We start from the raw sequence: 16,185 nt of genomic DNA on the forward strand, positions 1-16,185 counted from the left end.
ACGACAAAATATGGGATTTTTCTCTTTCAATCAAGAAATAGCCATTGACTTGGGCACGGCCAACACGATTATTCTCTACAACGACAAAATCGTGGTCGATGCCCCTTCCATGGTCGCTCTCGACAACCGCACGGGTAAACTCAAAGCTGTCGGCCATGAGGCACAGGCCATGTATGGCCGCGCCCCCGAAAACATTCGCGTGATACGTCCGTTGCAGAACGGTGTGATTGCCGACTTCAACGCTGCCGAGCAGATGATGCGCGGCATGATGAAGATGGTCTCCATGCGCAACACCCTCTTCTCTTCGTCGCTGCGCATGGTCGTGTGCATTCCGTCGGGCAGTACCGAGGTTGAGATTCGTGCCGTGCGCGACTCTTCGGAGCACGTTGGCGGCCGTGATGTGTATATGATTTACGAGCCGATGGCCGCCGCCATCGGTGTGGGTATCGACGTGGAAGCCCCCGAAGGCAACATGATTGTCGACATAGGAGGCGGTACCACCGAGATTGCCGTCATCTCCTTGGGCGGCATCGTCACCAACAAGTCGATACGCGTGGCAGGAGACGAGTTCAATGAAGACATTCGCGAGTATATGGGTCGCCAGTACAACATCAAGTTGGGCGAACGCACGGCGGAGTTGATAAAAATCAATGTCGGTTCGGCCCTGAACGAGCTCGAAAATCCCCCCGAGGATTATATCGTGCACGGCCCCAACCGCATGACCTCTCTGCCCATGGAGTTGCCGGTAACCTATCAAGACGTGGCGCATTGCATCGAAAAGTCGGTTTCGAAAATCGAAGCCGCCGTGTTGAGCGCCCTCGATTCCACGCCTCCCGAGCTCTATGCCGATATTGTGCGCAACGGTATCTATCTCACCGGTGGCGGGGCATTGCTCCGAGGTCTCGACAAACGTCTCACCGACAAAATCGGCATCGCCTTCCATGTCGCCGAAGACCCCTTGCTCGCTGTTGCCCGCGGAACAGGTATCGCCTTGAAAAATGTCGACAAATTTTCTTTCCTGATGCGCTGATGGTAAAACCGGGACAGACTATTCCGAATGCGTAAACTGTTACAATTCTTCCTGCGACACAGTTCGCTATTTGTCTATCTCTGTTATGCGGCGCTCTGTTTCATTCTGATTATGGGTTTCAACCCTTACCAGCAGAGCGTCTATTTCAGTTCAGCCAGTCGGGTGGCCGGTAGCCTCTATGCTCTCTCGGGAGCCGTTACCGGATACTTCGGATTGCATAAGGCAAACGACGAGCTATTGGCTCAGAACGGTAAGCTCCAAGACGAGCTTGCCGTTCTGCGTAATACTCTTGCGCTGTATCAAGTGCAAGACACGCTTTCGCCGCGGTCGTTGCCGGTGTTGCAAGGTGACACCTCGCATAGGGCCATTGCCCAGGTTATCAATAACAGTATTGCCCGCAAAAACAACTACATCACCATCGATAAGGGAATGCGCGACGGCGTTTTCCCCGAGATGGGGCTCGTCGACCATAACGGCGTCGTGGGGGTCATCTCTTCGGCGTCGGACCATTATGCCGTGGCCCTGTCGTTGCTCAACCCCAATCTGCGCATCAGTTGCAAAATCAAGAACACGCAGCATATCGGTTCATTGGTTTGGGACGGCAATGATATTTCCTGTGCCGGCTTGGAGGAGTTGCCCGAGTACATCGATGTGCAGGTGGGCGACACGGTGGTGACCAGCGGCTATTCGGGCGCATTTCCCGAAGGTCTTGTCGTGGGCTATGTCGAAGATGCCCACAAAGTGAAGAAGAACAATTTCTATGTGCTGACCGTGCGTTTGGCGGCCGATTTCCCGGCCTTGAATTTCGTGCGTGTTGTCGAGCACCGCAAACCGGCCGAACAGGTCCGACTCGAAGAGGAGGTGCAGCATTATGAATAAACATCGGTTATGGCGCATGGCCGGCGCCCTCTTCATTGTCCTGTTGCAGATACTCATGTGCAACCGCATCGCCCTGTGGGGCGTTGCCACCCCCTTTGTCATAGTGTATCTTTTCTTGAAGATGCCATCGGGCGTGAAACCACATTTGGCGATGACTGTCGCATTCTTTGTCGGCCTTCTTGTCGATTTGTTTACCAACACGCCGGGCGTATATGCCCTGGCCTCGGTCACGGTGGCATTCCTGCACAACCCCTTGCTCATGCGTATCCAGTACCGCGACCGGGGTGAGGAACGCTATGTGCCCTCTATGGCCACACTGGGCGTGTGGCGGTATGCCCTTTTTGCTTTTCTGCTGACGCTGATTTTCTGCATCGTACTCTTCTGCGTCGAGTCCTTCTCGTTCTTTGCTCCGGCATTTTTGGCGGCGCGCATTGTGAACAGTACGCTGTTGACGCTTATTGTCATATTGGTTGTCGATTTGCTGATGGAGAAAAAATAGTGAGAAAAAATTATACTTACGAACGGCGCAAATATATCATCGGGGGATTTATGCTCCTGGTCATTCTCTTTTATGTTTCCCGTTTGTTCTCGCTGCAAGTGCTCGACAACGAGTACAACCAGTTGGCCGACAACAATGCCATCTTCACCCGCATACAATATCCGTCTCGCGGTCTTATTTATGACCGCAACGGCCGTTTGGTGGTCGACAACCAGCCCGCCTATGATCTCATGGTTATCCCCCGCGAAGTGCAACCTTTCGATACCCTCGATTTCTGCCGCACGCTGGGCATTACCCGTCAGGAGTTTGACGAACGCTGGAACAACATGCGCAACCGTCGGCTCAATCCCGGATATTCTTCGTTCTCGCCCCAACGATTTTTCACCCGACTTACGGTCGAGGAGTATGGACACTTGCAGGAAAAACTCTATCGTTATCCCGGATTCTTCATTCAGAACCAGTCGATACGGCGCTATAACTACGATGTGGCGGCCAATGTCCTGGGAAACATACGCGAAGTCTCCGAACAGGAATTGCGCAACGACAGCTATTACGTCCAAGGTGACTATACGGGCGATTTGGGGATAGAGAAATCTTATGAGAGTTATCTCCGTGGCGAGAAAGGGCAGGAGGTCTTCCTCCGCAACGCCTACGGCCGCATCAAAGGACGATACGAGGACGGGGCTTTCGACCGCGAGGCTGTGCCCGGCAAGAACCTGACCCTCTCCATCGACATCGAGTTGCAGCAATATGGCGAGATGCTCATGCAGAACAAGGTGGGAGCCATCGTGGCCATAGAGCCTTCGACCGGGGAGATTCTCGCACTGGTGTCGAGCCCCACCTACAAACCCTCGTTGCTCACCGGCCGCGAGCGGGGTCGCAATTATGCACAACTTTTTGAGAATCCCTACAAGCCGCTTTATGACCGTTCCATCATGGCCACATATCCGCCCGGTTCTACCTTCAAGCCCACGCAGGCGCTTATTTTCCTGCAAGAAAAGGTGGTGTCGCGTTACACGGCCTATCCTTGCAACATGGGTTTCTATGCCCGAGGCATTAAGGTGGGGTGTCATGCCCACGAGTCGCCCATCTCGGTCGTCCCGGCCCTGTCGACCTCGTGCAATGCCTATTTCTGTTACGCGTTCAGGTCGATGATTGATAATCTCGATAAGTACGGCACCACTTATGATGCCTTCGAAACCTGGAAGAAGTATGTCGTCGACATGGGTTATGGCTACCGCCTCGGAGTCGATATGCCGGGGGAGAGCCGCGGATTTATCCCCAACAGCGATTTTTATGGCAAGATTTATGGCTCCAAAGGGTGGAAGGGCATCACGGTGATTTCGGTATCCATAGGCCAAGGCGAAGTCTTGGCTACGCCTTTGCAGATTGCCAATTTGGGAGCGACCATAGCCAACCGGGGATATTATTTCACCCCCCATGTCGTGAAATCGGTGCAAGATACCTACTTGGGCGATGAGTATACCACTCCGCATTATGTGGGGGTCGACCCGGCCTATTACGAGATGGTTGTTGAGGGCATGCGCATGTCGATGGTGAAAGGTACCTGTCGCATCGGCGAAATTCCCGGGGTGGAGGCATGTGGCAAGACCGGTACGGCACAGAACCCCCATGGCGACGACCACTCGGCATTTATGGGCTTTGCCCCGCGGGAGAATCCGCGCATTGCCATTGCCGTCTATGTCGAGAATGCCGGTTGGGGGGCCACCTACGGTGTGCCCATCGGCAGCCTGATGATGGAAAAATATTTGAATGGCGAAATCGCTCCTTCGCGCAAATGGCTCGAAGAGCGCATGCTCAACGCCAACACGATGATTCAAGAGGAGGAAGAAGAGAATGTCGCGCAGGAATAATGTTTGGTATTCGCTCGACTGGTACACGGTCGCGCTTTATCTCTTGCTGGTCTTTTGTGGCTGGATAAGCATCTATGCGGCCAGTTACGATTATGAGACGACGTCGACGATATTCAGCCTCGACACCCGTTCGGGCAAACAGCTGTTGTGGATTTTGCTCTCGCTGGTTATCGCCTTCTGTCTGCTCATGACCGAGCCGCGCACGTTTGTTTCGCTTTCCTATCCGCTCTATATTGTCTTTATCCTGCTGCTGGTCGTCACCATTTTTGTCGCGCCCGACATCAAGGGCTCCCATTCGTGGCTTGTCTTGGGCCCCGTGAGTTTGCAGCCCGCCGAGTTTGCCAAGTACGGTACCGCCCTGGCGTTGGCCAAGATGCTCGATAATTATGATTTCGACCTTCGACGGCCGTTGCACTTTTTCAAGGCATGCGCCCTGATTCTTTTCCCGGTGCTGCTTATCCTGTTGCAAAGCGAGACCGGCTCGGCGCTGGTCTATCTTTCACTCATCTGTATCCTTTACCGGGAGGGCATGAGCGGCATTTTCCTGTTTGCCGCCTTTTGCGCCGTCGTCTATTTTATCTTGGCCGTCAAGTATTCGTCGCTCGAATGGCTGGGAACGCCGGTGGGCGAGTGGGTGGTGCTGACCCTCATTCTTTTGGTGCTGGCCTATATGGTCTCGTCCTATTTGCGCAATTCGCGCTTTTTCTACATTTCGTTGTTCACGACACTTGTGGTGCAAGCCATAGCGGCCGTCGTTTCTTGTTATTTCTATCCGTTCAACCTGCTCTATGTGGTGTGGCCGCTTCTGATGGTGGCCATTGTGGTTGCGGGCGGACTTTATTTCAAAACCTTGCAGCGCAAGTTGTGGATTGCCGTGGTCTTCGCGTTGCTGTCGTGCGTGTACTTGGAATCGGTCGATTATGTCTTTACCGATGTCCTCGGGCAACACCAGCGCACCCGCATCGAAGTGGCCTTTGGCCTGAAAGAGGACCCGATGGGCGTGGGCTACAATGTCAACCAGTCGAAGATAGCCATTGGTTCGGGGGGATTCTGGGGCAAAGGTTTCCTCGAAGGTACGCAGACCAAGTTGCGCTATGTGCCCGAACAGGATACCGACTTTATCTTTTGCACCATAGGTGAGGAGCAGGGCTTTTTCGGCGCGTCGGCCGTATTGATACTCTTTGCCCTGTTACTGGTGCGCATCATACAACTTTCCGAGCGTCAGCGTACCGTTTTCGGCCGTGTCTATGGCTATTGCGTGGCCGCCATCATCTTTTTCCACCTGGCGGTGAATATCGGCATGGTTATCGGGGTGTTGCCCGTTATCGGCATTCCTTTGCCCTTTTTCAGCTACGGGGGGTCTTCGCTTTGGGGATTCACCATTCTGCTCTTTACCCTGCTCTGCATCGACGCTTCCCGCGGCGATAGTTTCTGAGGGATTCTTGCCCCGCTTCATTCGGGAATGAGAATAATCCGCAGTCGCGCTTTTAAAACAACAAGGGCTTCGATGTGTCATCGAAGCCCTTGTAAATATGGGGAAGATGGAGTCGCTTAGAGAATGCCTTGGGCCATCATGGCTTTGGCCACTTTCATGAAGCCGGCTACGTTGGCACCCTTTACATAATTTACATAACCGTCGGGTTGTGTACCGTATTTTACGCATTGGGTGTGAATGTCGTACATGATTTGTTTCAGACGGGCGTCGACTTCTTCTTTGGTCCAGCTCAGTTTGATGGAGTTCTGCGTCATTTCAAGACCGCTCACCGATACGCCACCGGCGTTGGCGGCTTTACCCGGAGCGTAGAGAATCTTGGCTTTGAGGAACTCTTCGATGGCTTCGGGGGTCGAGGGCATGTTGGCGCCTTCCGATACGGCGAAGCAACCGTTGGCCAAGAGGGCGCGTGCATCGTCACCGTCGATTTCGTTCTGGGTGGCCGAAGGCATGGCGATGTCGCATTTCTCGTTCCAGGGACGTGCACCTTCGACATATTTGCAACCGTATTTCTCGGCATATTCGCGGATACGGCCACGGTAGATGTTTTTCAATTCGAAGATGTAGGCCAGTTTCTCGGCGTCGATGCCATCGGGGTCGTAGATGTATCCGTTGCTGTCGGACATGGTGATGACTTTGGCTCCGAGGCTGATGAGTTTTTCTACGGTGTATTGGGCTACGTTACCCGAACCCGATACGGCTACCACTTTGCCTTTGATGTCGATGTTGCGGGTTTTCAGCATTTCGAGCAGGAAGTAAACGTTTCCGTAACCCGTGGCTTCGGGACGAATGAGCGAACCGCCGAATTCGAGACCTTTTCCGGTGAATGTTCCGGTATTTTCACGGGCCATCTTCTTGTACATGCCATACATGTAACCTACTTCGCGGCCACCTACTCCGATGTCACCGGCGGGAACGTCGGTTTGCGGGCCGATGTGACGCCACAGTTCGGCGATGAAGGCTTGGCAGAAACGCATGATTTCTCCGTCGGATTTGCCGCGCGGGCTGAAATCGGAACCCCCTTTGCCACCACCCATGGGAAGGGTCGTCAGCGAGTTCTTGAAGGTTTGCTCGAAAGCAAGGAATTTCAAAATCGAGAGGTTTACCGATGAGTGGAAACGGATACCGCCTTTGTACGGGCCAATGGCGTTGTTATGTTGAATACGGTACCCCATGTTGGTTTGCACTTGACCTTTGTCGTCGACCCAGGTGACACGGAACGAGAAGATGCGGTCGGGAATGCAAAGACGTTCAATCAAGTTGTAACGGTCGAACTCGGGGTGTTCGTTGTAAGCTTCTTCAATGGTACTCAGCACTTCCGAAACGGCCTGATGGTATTCGGGTTCGTTGGGAAAGCGTCTTTTCAAATCGCTTAATACTTTTTGGGCATTCATTGTAATTTATAATTAAAAGTGAAAAATAAATTTCATTCTTTATGTATTCGGGTGGTTTTTCCCGCTTTTTTGTTTTCCTGCCGCAAAGATAACATAAAGGAAAGGAAAAAATCAAATGTTTTGATAAGAAAATTGACAAATAGCTGCAAAAAAAATTTTTTTCTTACAAAAAGACGTATTTTTATTCCTTTGTTTAGATTTTTGACAACTGTTCCCGATGTGGCGCAAGGGTGGGTAGATGGGGCAAAATGAGGTTGGAAGGTGTCGCAAGGGCGTTTCTTGTTATCTTGTGCAATGCAAATGTTTTTCTTTTGCAGCTCTTTCCCGAAAAATCATTACTTTTGCGTATTCGCAACCAGAATGTAGTAAAAATGGCTCTCACTCTTTTCCCGCCCCGCCGCATCGACGGCCGGGTTCTGCTCCCTTCGTCGAAAAGCATTTGCAACCGGGCGTTGATTTTGAACGCGCTCTCGGGGAGTCCTATGCCCATAGGCAATCTTTCCGACTGTGACGACACCCGCGTCATGGTGAGGGCTTTTGAGAGTGATGGCCCCGATTTTGATATTATGGCAGCGGGAACCGCCATGCGGTTTCTCACGGCCTATCTGTCGCAGTGCACGGGCGTGTGGACGATAACCGGTTCGGAGCGCATGCGGCACCGCCCCATCAGGCTGCTGGTCGATGCCCTGCGCTCGTTGGGCGCCTGCATCGAATATCTGGGCGAGGAGGGCTTCCCGCCCTTGCGCATCGAGGGAAAGCCGCTTCGCGGCGGAGACTTGACGTTGAGCGCCGGGGTCAGCTCGCAATATATCTCGGCGTTGCTCATGATTGCCCCCTATATGCAAGAGGGGCTCTCGCTTACCCTCACCGGGACAATGATTTCGAAACCCTATATTGCCATGACCCTTGCCATGATGCGCCATTGGGGGGTAGGAAGCCGATGGGAAGGAAATCGCATCGTGGTGGCACCGGGCGCCTACAAGCCCTTGGCTTTCACCGTGGAGTCCGATTGGTCGGCCGCCTCCTATTGGTATGAAATGGTTTCGCTCACTCCCGGTGCGGTTGTGGAGCTCCCCGGTTTGCAACGCGAAAGCGTGCAGGGCGATGCCCGTGTGGCCGATTTCTACGCGGCTTTGGGGGTTGATACCGAATTTACGGCCGACGGTGTGCGTTTGCGTCACACCGGGCAAACCACGACGGCACCTTTGTTGTTGGACCTTACCGACCAGCCCGATTTGGCCCAGACCCTCGTGGTTACTTGTGCCTTGTTGCAACGGCCATTCCGTTTCACCGGATTGCAATCACTCAAAATAAAGGAGACCGACCGCATTGCCGCCTTGAAATGCGAACTGGCCAAGCTCGGCTATCCGATTGTCGACAGCGACGATTCGGTCCTTTCCTGGGACGGCCGCCGTGCCGATGCCGTAGGCCACCCGGCCATCGACACCTATGACGACCACCGCATGGCCATGGCATTTGCCCCGGCAGCCATGTTCTTTCCCGGTCTCGAAATCAGGAATCCCGAGGTGGTGAGCAAGTCCTATCCGGCATTCTGGGACCATTTGCGTCAGGTAGGTTTCGACGTACGGACACTCAAATGAATATCTGCCGATGATGGGACTTGTATATATCACCCTTTCCATACTGCTCCTCGGAGTCGTGTGTTACCTTTATGAACGCAAGCAGCGGAAAAAACGTCCGACGTTGCCCGAACCTGAGTCGCCCGACCGCCCGTCGGCTCCTGCCTCCGAATGTTGCGGCCGGCACTTGGTGTGTGAGAAAGAGGCCCTGCTGCTCGATGCGAGTCGTGGCATCGTTTATTACGACGACGAGGAACTCGACCGTTATGCCGGTCGGCCGGCCGATGCTTTCACGCCCGAAGAAACGCGCGAATTTGAAGAGGTCTTTTATACGCTCCGCCCCGAAGACGTGACCGGTTGGCTGCACAGTTTGCAACGGAGGGGCATAAACCTGCCCGATACGCTCGAAGCCGAAGCGTGGCTCATCGTGCGGGAGCAGCGCGAACAAAAAGCCTCGGGAGGAAAATCACAAACTCGATAGAACGACGATGACATTCGACATCTTGCAATATGCGTTTCTCCGTCATGCCTTGTGGGCCGTGTTGCTCATAGGCGTGGCCGGTGGGATTATAGGCACTTATATCGTGACCCGCCGCATGGTCTTTATCACGGGAGGCATCACCCATGCCTCGTTCGGAGGGCTTGGCATTGGCCTGTATCTCGGCATCAGTCCCACGCTGGGGGCATTGTTGTTTGCCGTGGGGGCCGCGCTCGGGGTGGGGTGGCTCTCCCGCCGCGGGACGGTGCGCGAAGACTCTGCCATAGCCTCCCTGTGGGCGTTGGGTATGGCGGTGGGCATCATCTGCATCTTCAAGACGCCGGGCTATGCGCCGGGTCTCAATGAATTCCTTTTCGGCAATATCCTTACGGTGACTTCGGCCGATTTGGCATGGTTTGCCCTTTATACGGCCCTTTTGTTGCTGCTCTTTCTCTTCTTTTATCGCCCCCTTCTGGCCGTGGCTTTCGATCACGATTTCGCTTCGACGCGGCGGTTGCCCGTACGGCTTATCGACTATGCCATGGTGATTATGGTCTCGCTCTGTGTGGTTCTGACCATTCGTCTGGTGGGCATCATGTTGCTGCTTTCGATGCTCACCATTCCGCAGATGACGGTCGAGCTTTTTACCCGTCGTTACCGCACCATCATGCTCGCCTCGGGCCTTCTTACCGTTGTGGGCGGGGTCGTGGGCCTGTGGTTGGCCTACGTCCTTGATGTGCCGGCCGGAGCCTGCATCGTGTTCTTCCTGATAGCCCTCTATGCGGTCACCCGTTTGGGACGCTCGCTGATCCTGCATTTCCAACGGCGATAAATGGCTTGTCGAAGCAATAAAATGGTCGATTTGCAGTTATAGTATTAAGATGAAATCGGGCTGCGTTTTCAATCTTCGGCTTTTTTTTCAGCACATGGGAATCGGACTGTTCCTCGTGCTGTCGCTTGCGTCGTGTTCGACACAGAAAAACACGCGCGCCAATCGCTTTTATCATGCCTTTACCACCCGCTACAACGTTTACTTCAACGGCATCACCAGTTTTGAGGAACAACTCGATGCGATGCAGACCGGTTATGAAGATAATTTCACCCATCTCTTGCACATGCACCCGGTCTCGGCCTATGGCGTCCCCACCGACCCACAGCCCAAGGGCGATTTTTCGAGGGCTTTGGAGAAGAGTCAAAAGGCCATACGGCAACATTCCATGCAGAAGCCTCCGAAACGTGACCGGAAGAAGATGAACAATCCCGCTTATCGGGAGTATGTCAAGCGGGGCGAGTTCAATCCGTTTATACACAACGCCTGGGTGTTGATGGGAAAATCGCAATTCTATCAAGGCGATTTCCTGGGGGCGCTGGCCACCTTTATCTACATCACCCGGCACTTTCCCTGGAACAGTGAGTTGATGGCCGATGCCCGCATCTGGACGGCCCGTTGTTATCTCGAACTCGGTTGGCTCTACGAGGCCGAAGACGCTTTGCTCAAAGTATCGAAGGAATATACCCTCACCGGCGACGCCAAGCAGTGGTATGCCACCGTGTATGCCGACTATCTGATACGCACCGGTGCCTATGCCGAAGCCATACCTTATCTCAAAGAGGCTCTCGGCATGGCCGACGGGCATAGCCAAAAAATACGCATGACCTTCCTCTTGGCCCAGTTGCAAGCCAAGACCGGCGACAAGGCCGGGGCTTATCGCTCCTATCAGTCGGTCATCAAGATGAACCCGACTTTCCGCACCGAGATGAATGCCCGCATCAACCAGACCGAGGTCTTTACCGGCAGCGACATGTCGAAAATCGAGAAACGTCTCCGGCGCTTGGCCCGTAATTATAAAAATCGCGATTACCTCGACCAAATCTATTACGCCTTGGGTAACCTTTACCTCTCGCGCGGCGACACGGCCAAGGCCATCGAGAACTATGTGACGGCGGCCGAGAAAAGTACGCGGCGGGGCGTGGAGCTGGCCATCAGCCAACTGACGCTCGGTGGCATCTATTTCGACCGGCGGGAATACACCAAGGCGCAACCCTGTTATGCCGAAGCCCTGCCGTTGGTCGATGAGAGCTATCCCGATTATGAAAATCTCATGCGGCGGTCGACCGTGCTCGATGAGCTTTCGGTCTATGCCGGGAACGTAGAGCTGCAAGACAGTTTGCAGCGGGTGGCCGCCATGCCCGAAGAGGAACGCAACCGACACATACAGAAGATTATCGACGACCTCATTGCCGCCGAAGAACAGGCCGCCGAGGAGGCGCGGCGGGCTGCGCTCCTGGCCGAGCAGGAGGCCAACGCTCCGCAACTCGACCAGATACAGCAGGTCACGACGCCCACCATGCCCGGCGGAAGCACGTCGTGGTATTTCTACAACACCTCCCTGATTACGGCCGGTAAATCGGAGTTCCAGCGCAAATGGGGACGCCGCAAGCTCGAAGACGACTGGCGGCGCAGCAACAAGGCATCGTTTTCCCAAGCCGATATTACCGAGGGCGCGGACGACGAATATGCTTCCGACGACGGTACCCTCGTCGATGAGGAGGCTGCCGCCGAGGCCGATACCTCCTCTTATAGCAACGACCCGAAAGATCCCCGCTTTTACCTTCAACAACTGCCCTTTACCGAGGAGGCGATTACCGCCTCGAACGAGATTATCGCCGACGGCCTCTTCAACATGGCCATGATACTCAAAGACCGCCTCGAAGACATGGAGGCCGCCATGGCCAACTTCGATGAGCTCGACCGGCGTTTCCCCGACAATGATTATCGCCTCGAAGCCTATTACAACTGCTATCTGATAGGCATGCGCATCGGCGACGAGGCCATGGCCGAACGGTACAAGCAACGTATTTTGGCCGATTTCCCCGATAGCAAATATGCCGTGGCGCTGGCCGACCCCAATTATCTCGACAACCTGCGTCGCATGGATTTGGTGCAGGATTCGCTTTACATGGCGGCCTACGATGCCTATTTGGGCGGAGAGAACACTCGCGTGCATGCCTTGTATGACTACACCCGCACGACCTATCCGCTCTCGAAGTTGATACCCAAGTTCATGCTCATCGATGCGCTCTCTTATGTCAATGAGGGAAACATCGATGCCTTCAAGACCGGCCTGAAAGCCTTGCTCGATGCCTATCCCTCCGAAGATGTGAGCACCTTGGCCTCGGATATGCTCAAAGGCGTGGCACAGGGACGCGAGGTCGTTTCGGGAGCTGCCCGCAGCGATATATGGAGCGTGCGCCTGGGACAGACCGGCGAAGACGGTGAAGCCTTGGCCGATACCACGCGCCAAGAGGCTCCGTTTGTGGCCGACCCCGACGTCCCCCACCTCTTGGTGCTGGTCTATCCCACCGGAAGCATCGAGGCCAACCTGTTGCTTTTCAATATTGCCAAATACAACTTCGCACACTTCATTATTCGCGATTTCGACCTCGAAATAATGAGCTTTAACGAAATAAGTATGTTAGTTGTCAAAGGTTTTTATACCTTTGACGAAGTGTCGCAATATCGTCGCATGTTGAGCGCCCCCGACGGTGTACCGATGCCCGAGGGCGTGCGGCCGGTGATGATAAGCGAGCAGAATTTCAGATTGCTTGTCGAGGGACATTCCTTTGAGGAGTATTTCGAGTTTGTTGAAGAAAATCAAATCTTGCAATATGAAGAGTGAAACCCTGCTTTGGGCCGATGACGAGGTCGATTTGCTGAAACCCCATATTCTTTTCCTCCGTCAGAAGGGATATGAAGTCGTCACCGTGAATAACGGTCTCGACGCCCTCGACCGGGTGAAGAAGGAGCACTTCGACCTGATAATCCTCGACGAGAACATGCCGGGGCTGAGCGGGCTCGAAACGCTCACCCGCATGAAGGAGGTGGCTCCCCATGTCCCGGTCATCATGATTACCAAGAGTGAGGAGGAGGACATCATGAATCAGGCCATCGGCAACAAGATTGCCGATTATCTCATCAAGCCCGTCAATCCCAACCAGATTTGGCTGTCGATAAAGAAAAATCTTTATGGTCGCGAAATCATCTCCGAAGAGACGTCGAGCGGTTACCAGCAGGAGTTTTCCCGCATCAGCATGCAGATAAACGGTTCACTCTCGTGGAACGACTGGTATGACGTGTACCGCAAACTGGTCTTTTGGGAACTCGAACTCGAACAGACCGGCGGACATCTCAAAGAGATGCTGCTCATGCAGAAAAACGATGCCAACTCGGCCTTTGCCAAATATGTCAAGCGCAACTACGAGAAATGGCTCTCGGGCGAGGAACACCCGCTGATGAGCCATGAGCTCTTCAAGCAGCGGGTCTTCCCGTTGCTCGATAACGGAGAGAAGGTCTTTGTCGTGCTCATCGACAACTTCCGCCTCGACCAGTGGCGGGTGTTGCGCCCCTTGTTATCGGACTATTTCATGATGGAGGAGGAGCTCTATTTCAGTATTCTCCCCACGGCCACGCAATATGCCCGCAATGCGATTTTCTCGGGATTGCTCCCCGATAAAATCGCTTCGCTCTTTCCCGACCTTTGGGTCGACGAAGATTCGGAAGAGGGCAAGAACCTCAACGAGGCGCCTCTCATAGGCACGTTGCTCGACCGTTACCGCAAGCGTTATACCTATTCCTATAATAAAATCAACGACTCTTCTTTTGGCGAAAAACTCTTGCGCGACTTTGCCCATTTCGACCGGTACGACCTCAATGTGTGCGTGCTCAATTTCATCGACATGCTTTCGCATGCCCGCACCGATTCGAAGATGATACGCGAGCTGGCCGGCACCGATGCGGCCTATCGGTCGCTCACCGAGTCGTGGTTCCGGCATTCTCCCGCATTGGAGATTTTCAAGAAAATCGCCGAGAAGGGCTACAAGGTGATTCTCACCACCGACCACGGTACCATCTCGGTCGACAATGCGGTGAAGGTCGTTTCGGACCGCAACACCAATACCAATCTGCGCTACAAGGTGGGAAAGAACATGACCTATAATCCCAAGCAAGTGTATGAAATAAAGGCTCCCGCACGGTTCGGGTTGCCCTCGCCCAACGTCAGTTCGGCCTACATCTTTGCCACCAATCACGATTTCTTTGCTTATCCCAATAATTATAACTACTATGTGAGCTATTACAAAGACACTTTCCAGCACGGAGGCATCTCCATGGAGGAGATGATGGTGCCGCTTGTTACGCTCACACCCAAAAAATAAGTCAATCATGGCACAATTTACCATACACCATCTCGATGAGATACGTCAGGTTGCCCGCGCCTTTATCGACGCGATGGGCGATAGTACCGTTTTTGCCTTCCGCGGGACGATGGGTGCCGGAAAGACGACGTTCATCAAGGCCCTCTGCGAAGAACTCGGTGTCGACGATGTCATCAACAGTCCCACGTTTGCCATCATCAATGAGTATGGTCCCACGACCGACGGACGTTCGATTTATCATTTCGATTTTTATCGCATCAACAAACCCGAGGAGGCATTCGATTTCGGGTATGAAGATTACATTTACAGCGACGCCCTCTGCTTCATCGAGTGGCCCGAGAAAATCGAGGAGCTTCTGCCGCCCGACACTGTCGATGTCTACATCGAGGAGCAGCCCGACGGGTCGAGACGCGTCACGATGATTCAGTCTTAGAAAATCAGTCCGCCCTATGCCGTTGCGAGTGGCCACCTATATCGTCTTTTTCCTGTTTCTCCTCTCCGGAACCCTTTCGGTGGGGGCGGCGGTGTGCCGGTGGCGCTGGTTTTTCGAGACGCAGAACAGCCGCCTGATGATTCGTTTCTTTGGCCGGCGCGGCGCGCGCATTTTTTACCTGTTCCTGGGTATTTTTGTTTGGGCTATGGCCTATGTGATTTATCGGGACCATGACCTGTTCTGACAACTTCGTCGCTTGATTTTACGACAAGAGCGGCCGCCCGATAAGGCGGCCGCTCTTGTCATATGGGGAGGAGGGTTATTCGGTTATTTGCAGACAAGCCTTGCCCTCTGCCGTGCGGGCGATGTAGAATCCGGTCGGCAGGTCGACGATGTCACCTGCGCGGTAGCGACCCGCCAGGCTTCCGTTCAAGGTATAGATGTCGACCGTGTCGACCTGCATGCCTTTTATGACAAGCCGTTTGTCGGCCAGGTAGATGCGCACTCCTTCGAGGGTCGGTACCTGCAAGCCCGAGGCTTCGGTAACAACCAAGGTTCCGCTGATGTACCGGGTGAATACATAACAGTCGTCTTCGCCGCCGCTGACGGTGATTTCATAATATCCGGCGGGCGAGGAGAGGGAGGCATCGAGGCATTGGGCTACCGGAGCCACGTCGATGCACGAAGCATCGTCGCCGTTGACAAATCCGCTGTATGACAGGGTAAAGAGCGGATTGGGTTCGCCCTCTTCACGCACGGCGTTGTCGACGCTCACGCTCAACGGCGCTTTCTCGATGGAGAGGGTTATCTCTTCCGATTCACCGGCCGAGAAGAAGGCGCTCTCTTCCTGATAGGCTTTCAGCGTGGTCGTTCCGCTCTTGATGATGACGATTTTGCCGTTTACGAAGTCGGCAATGGTCGGGTCGGCGATTTCAAAATGCACGAGGCTTTCGGCGTTGTTCGACGAGAAGGTCGGGGCGAATGGCAGGTCGCCATATCGCAAGTCTGAAATTTCGTCGAGCGTGATGTGCGTTTTCCCTTTGACCAGCAAGGTGCCTCCGACATATTGGGCAAAGTCGTAGCAGTCATCTTCGCCGCCGCTGATGACGATGTCGTAATAACCGCCGGGCGAGAGGGCGTCGGCCTCGCAGGAGGCGATGGGCAGGACGTCGAGGCAGGAGGTGTCTTCGCCGTTGATGAACCCGCTGAACGAGAGTTCAAACTCGGGATTCTCCTCGCCCTCGATGCGCACGGCGTTGGCCACGCTCACGCTCAGGGGCGCTTTGCCGATGGTGAAGTCGAGGGCTTCCGA

14 protein-coding genes are annotated in these 16,185 nt (G+C 54.1%); 12 read left to right on the forward strand and 2 right to left on the reverse strand.

What is annotated here, in order from left to right:
- Positions 1–10 precede the first annotated feature (10 nt).
- The 5 genes from IAD09_05525 to IAD09_05545 are packed head-to-tail and all read left to right on the forward strand — an operon-like array spanning position 11 to position 5,717.
- Complete coding sequence (locus tag IAD09_05525) at positions 11–1,030, forward strand: rod shape-determining protein (GenBank protein ID HIT81680.1); 1,020 nt, start codon at positions 11–13, stop codon at positions 1,028–1,030.
- Between the two features lie 27 nt (positions 1,031–1,057).
- Positions 1,058–1,909, forward strand: coding sequence for a rod shape-determining protein MreC (gene mreC, locus IAD09_05530; GenBank protein HIT81681.1), 852 nt, complete (start codon positions 1,058–1,060; stop codon positions 1,907–1,909).
- Positions 1,902–2,408, forward strand: a complete 507-nt coding sequence (gene mreD, locus IAD09_05535) for a rod shape-determining protein MreD (protein ID HIT81682.1) — start codon at positions 1,902–1,904, stop codon at positions 2,406–2,408. Before mreC ends, mreD begins: the two co-directional genes overlap by 8 nt.
- 50 nt (positions 2,409–2,458) lie before the next feature.
- Entirely contained in the window at positions 2,459–4,282 is a 1,824-nt protein-coding gene (locus tag IAD09_05540; protein ID HIT81683.1) for a penicillin-binding protein 2, read from the forward strand.
- On the forward strand, positions 4,266–5,717 hold the full coding sequence (locus tag IAD09_05545) for a rod shape-determining protein RodA (GenBank protein ID HIT81684.1): 1,452 nt from the start codon (positions 4,266–4,268) through the stop codon (positions 5,715–5,717). Before IAD09_05540 ends, IAD09_05545 begins: the two co-directional genes overlap by 17 nt.
- Positions 5,718–5,833: 116 nt before the next feature.
- On the opposite strand, the gene IAD09_05550 is transcribed toward IAD09_05545, so the two are convergent.
- A complete protein-coding gene (locus IAD09_05550; GenBank protein ID HIT81685.1) occupies positions 5,834–7,168 on the reverse strand; it encodes an NADP-specific glutamate dehydrogenase in 1,335 nt (444 codons plus the stop codon).
- A 371-nt stretch (positions 7,169–7,539) separates the two neighbouring features.
- On the opposite strand from IAD09_05550, the gene IAD09_05555 reads away from it, so the two are divergent.
- From IAD09_05555 to IAD09_05585, 7 genes are all read left to right on the forward strand, one after another.
- The gene (locus IAD09_05555) at positions 7,540–8,769 is read left to right on the forward strand and encodes a 3-phosphoshikimate 1-carboxyvinyltransferase (GenBank protein HIT81686.1); all 1,230 of its coding nucleotides are present in this window, start codon (positions 7,540–7,542) and stop codon (positions 8,767–8,769) included.
- 10 nt (positions 8,770–8,779) lie between these two features.
- Positions 8,780–9,229: a phospholipase gene (locus tag IAD09_05560; protein ID HIT81687.1), complete on the forward strand. Its 450-nt coding sequence runs from the start codon at positions 8,780–8,782 to the stop codon at positions 9,227–9,229.
- Between the two features lie 7 nt (positions 9,230–9,236).
- Entirely contained in the window at positions 9,237–10,058 is an 822-nt protein-coding gene (locus IAD09_05565) for a metal ABC transporter permease (protein ID HIT81688.1), read from the forward strand.
- A 94-nt stretch (positions 10,059–10,152) separates the two neighbouring features.
- Positions 10,153–12,906 (forward strand): tetratricopeptide repeat protein, encoded by a 2,754-nt coding sequence (locus IAD09_05570; protein HIT81689.1) that lies wholly within the window; start codon positions 10,153–10,155, stop codon positions 12,904–12,906.
- Positions 12,896–14,440, forward strand: coding sequence for a PglZ domain-containing protein (locus IAD09_05575; GenBank protein ID HIT81690.1), 1,545 nt, complete (start codon positions 12,896–12,898; stop codon positions 14,438–14,440). The genes IAD09_05570 and IAD09_05575 overlap by 11 nt, the downstream gene beginning before the upstream one ends.
- 7 nt (positions 14,441–14,447) lie before the next feature.
- Positions 14,448–14,873 carry a tRNA (adenosine(37)-N6)-threonylcarbamoyltransferase complex ATPase subunit type 1 TsaE gene (gene tsaE / locus IAD09_05580; protein ID HIT81691.1) on the forward strand — a complete coding sequence of 142 codons (426 nt, stop codon included), beginning with the start codon at positions 14,448–14,450 and terminating at the stop codon, positions 14,871–14,873.
- 16 nt (positions 14,874–14,889) lie between these two features.
- Positions 14,890–15,117, forward strand: a complete 228-nt coding sequence (locus IAD09_05585; GenBank protein ID HIT81692.1) for an immunity 17 family protein — start codon at positions 14,890–14,892, stop codon at positions 15,115–15,117.
- Between the two features lie 75 nt (positions 15,118–15,192).
- Here IAD09_05585 and IAD09_05590 read toward each other — a convergent pair.
- On the reverse strand, positions 15,193–16,185 hold a 993-nt coding region (locus IAD09_05590), incomplete at its 5' end, for a hypothetical protein (GenBank protein HIT81693.1).

Source organism: Candidatus Caccoplasma merdavium (assembly GCA_018715595.1).
Classification (GTDB): Bacteria; Bacteroidota; Bacteroidia; order Bacteroidales; family UBA11471; genus Caccoplasma; species Caccoplasma merdavium.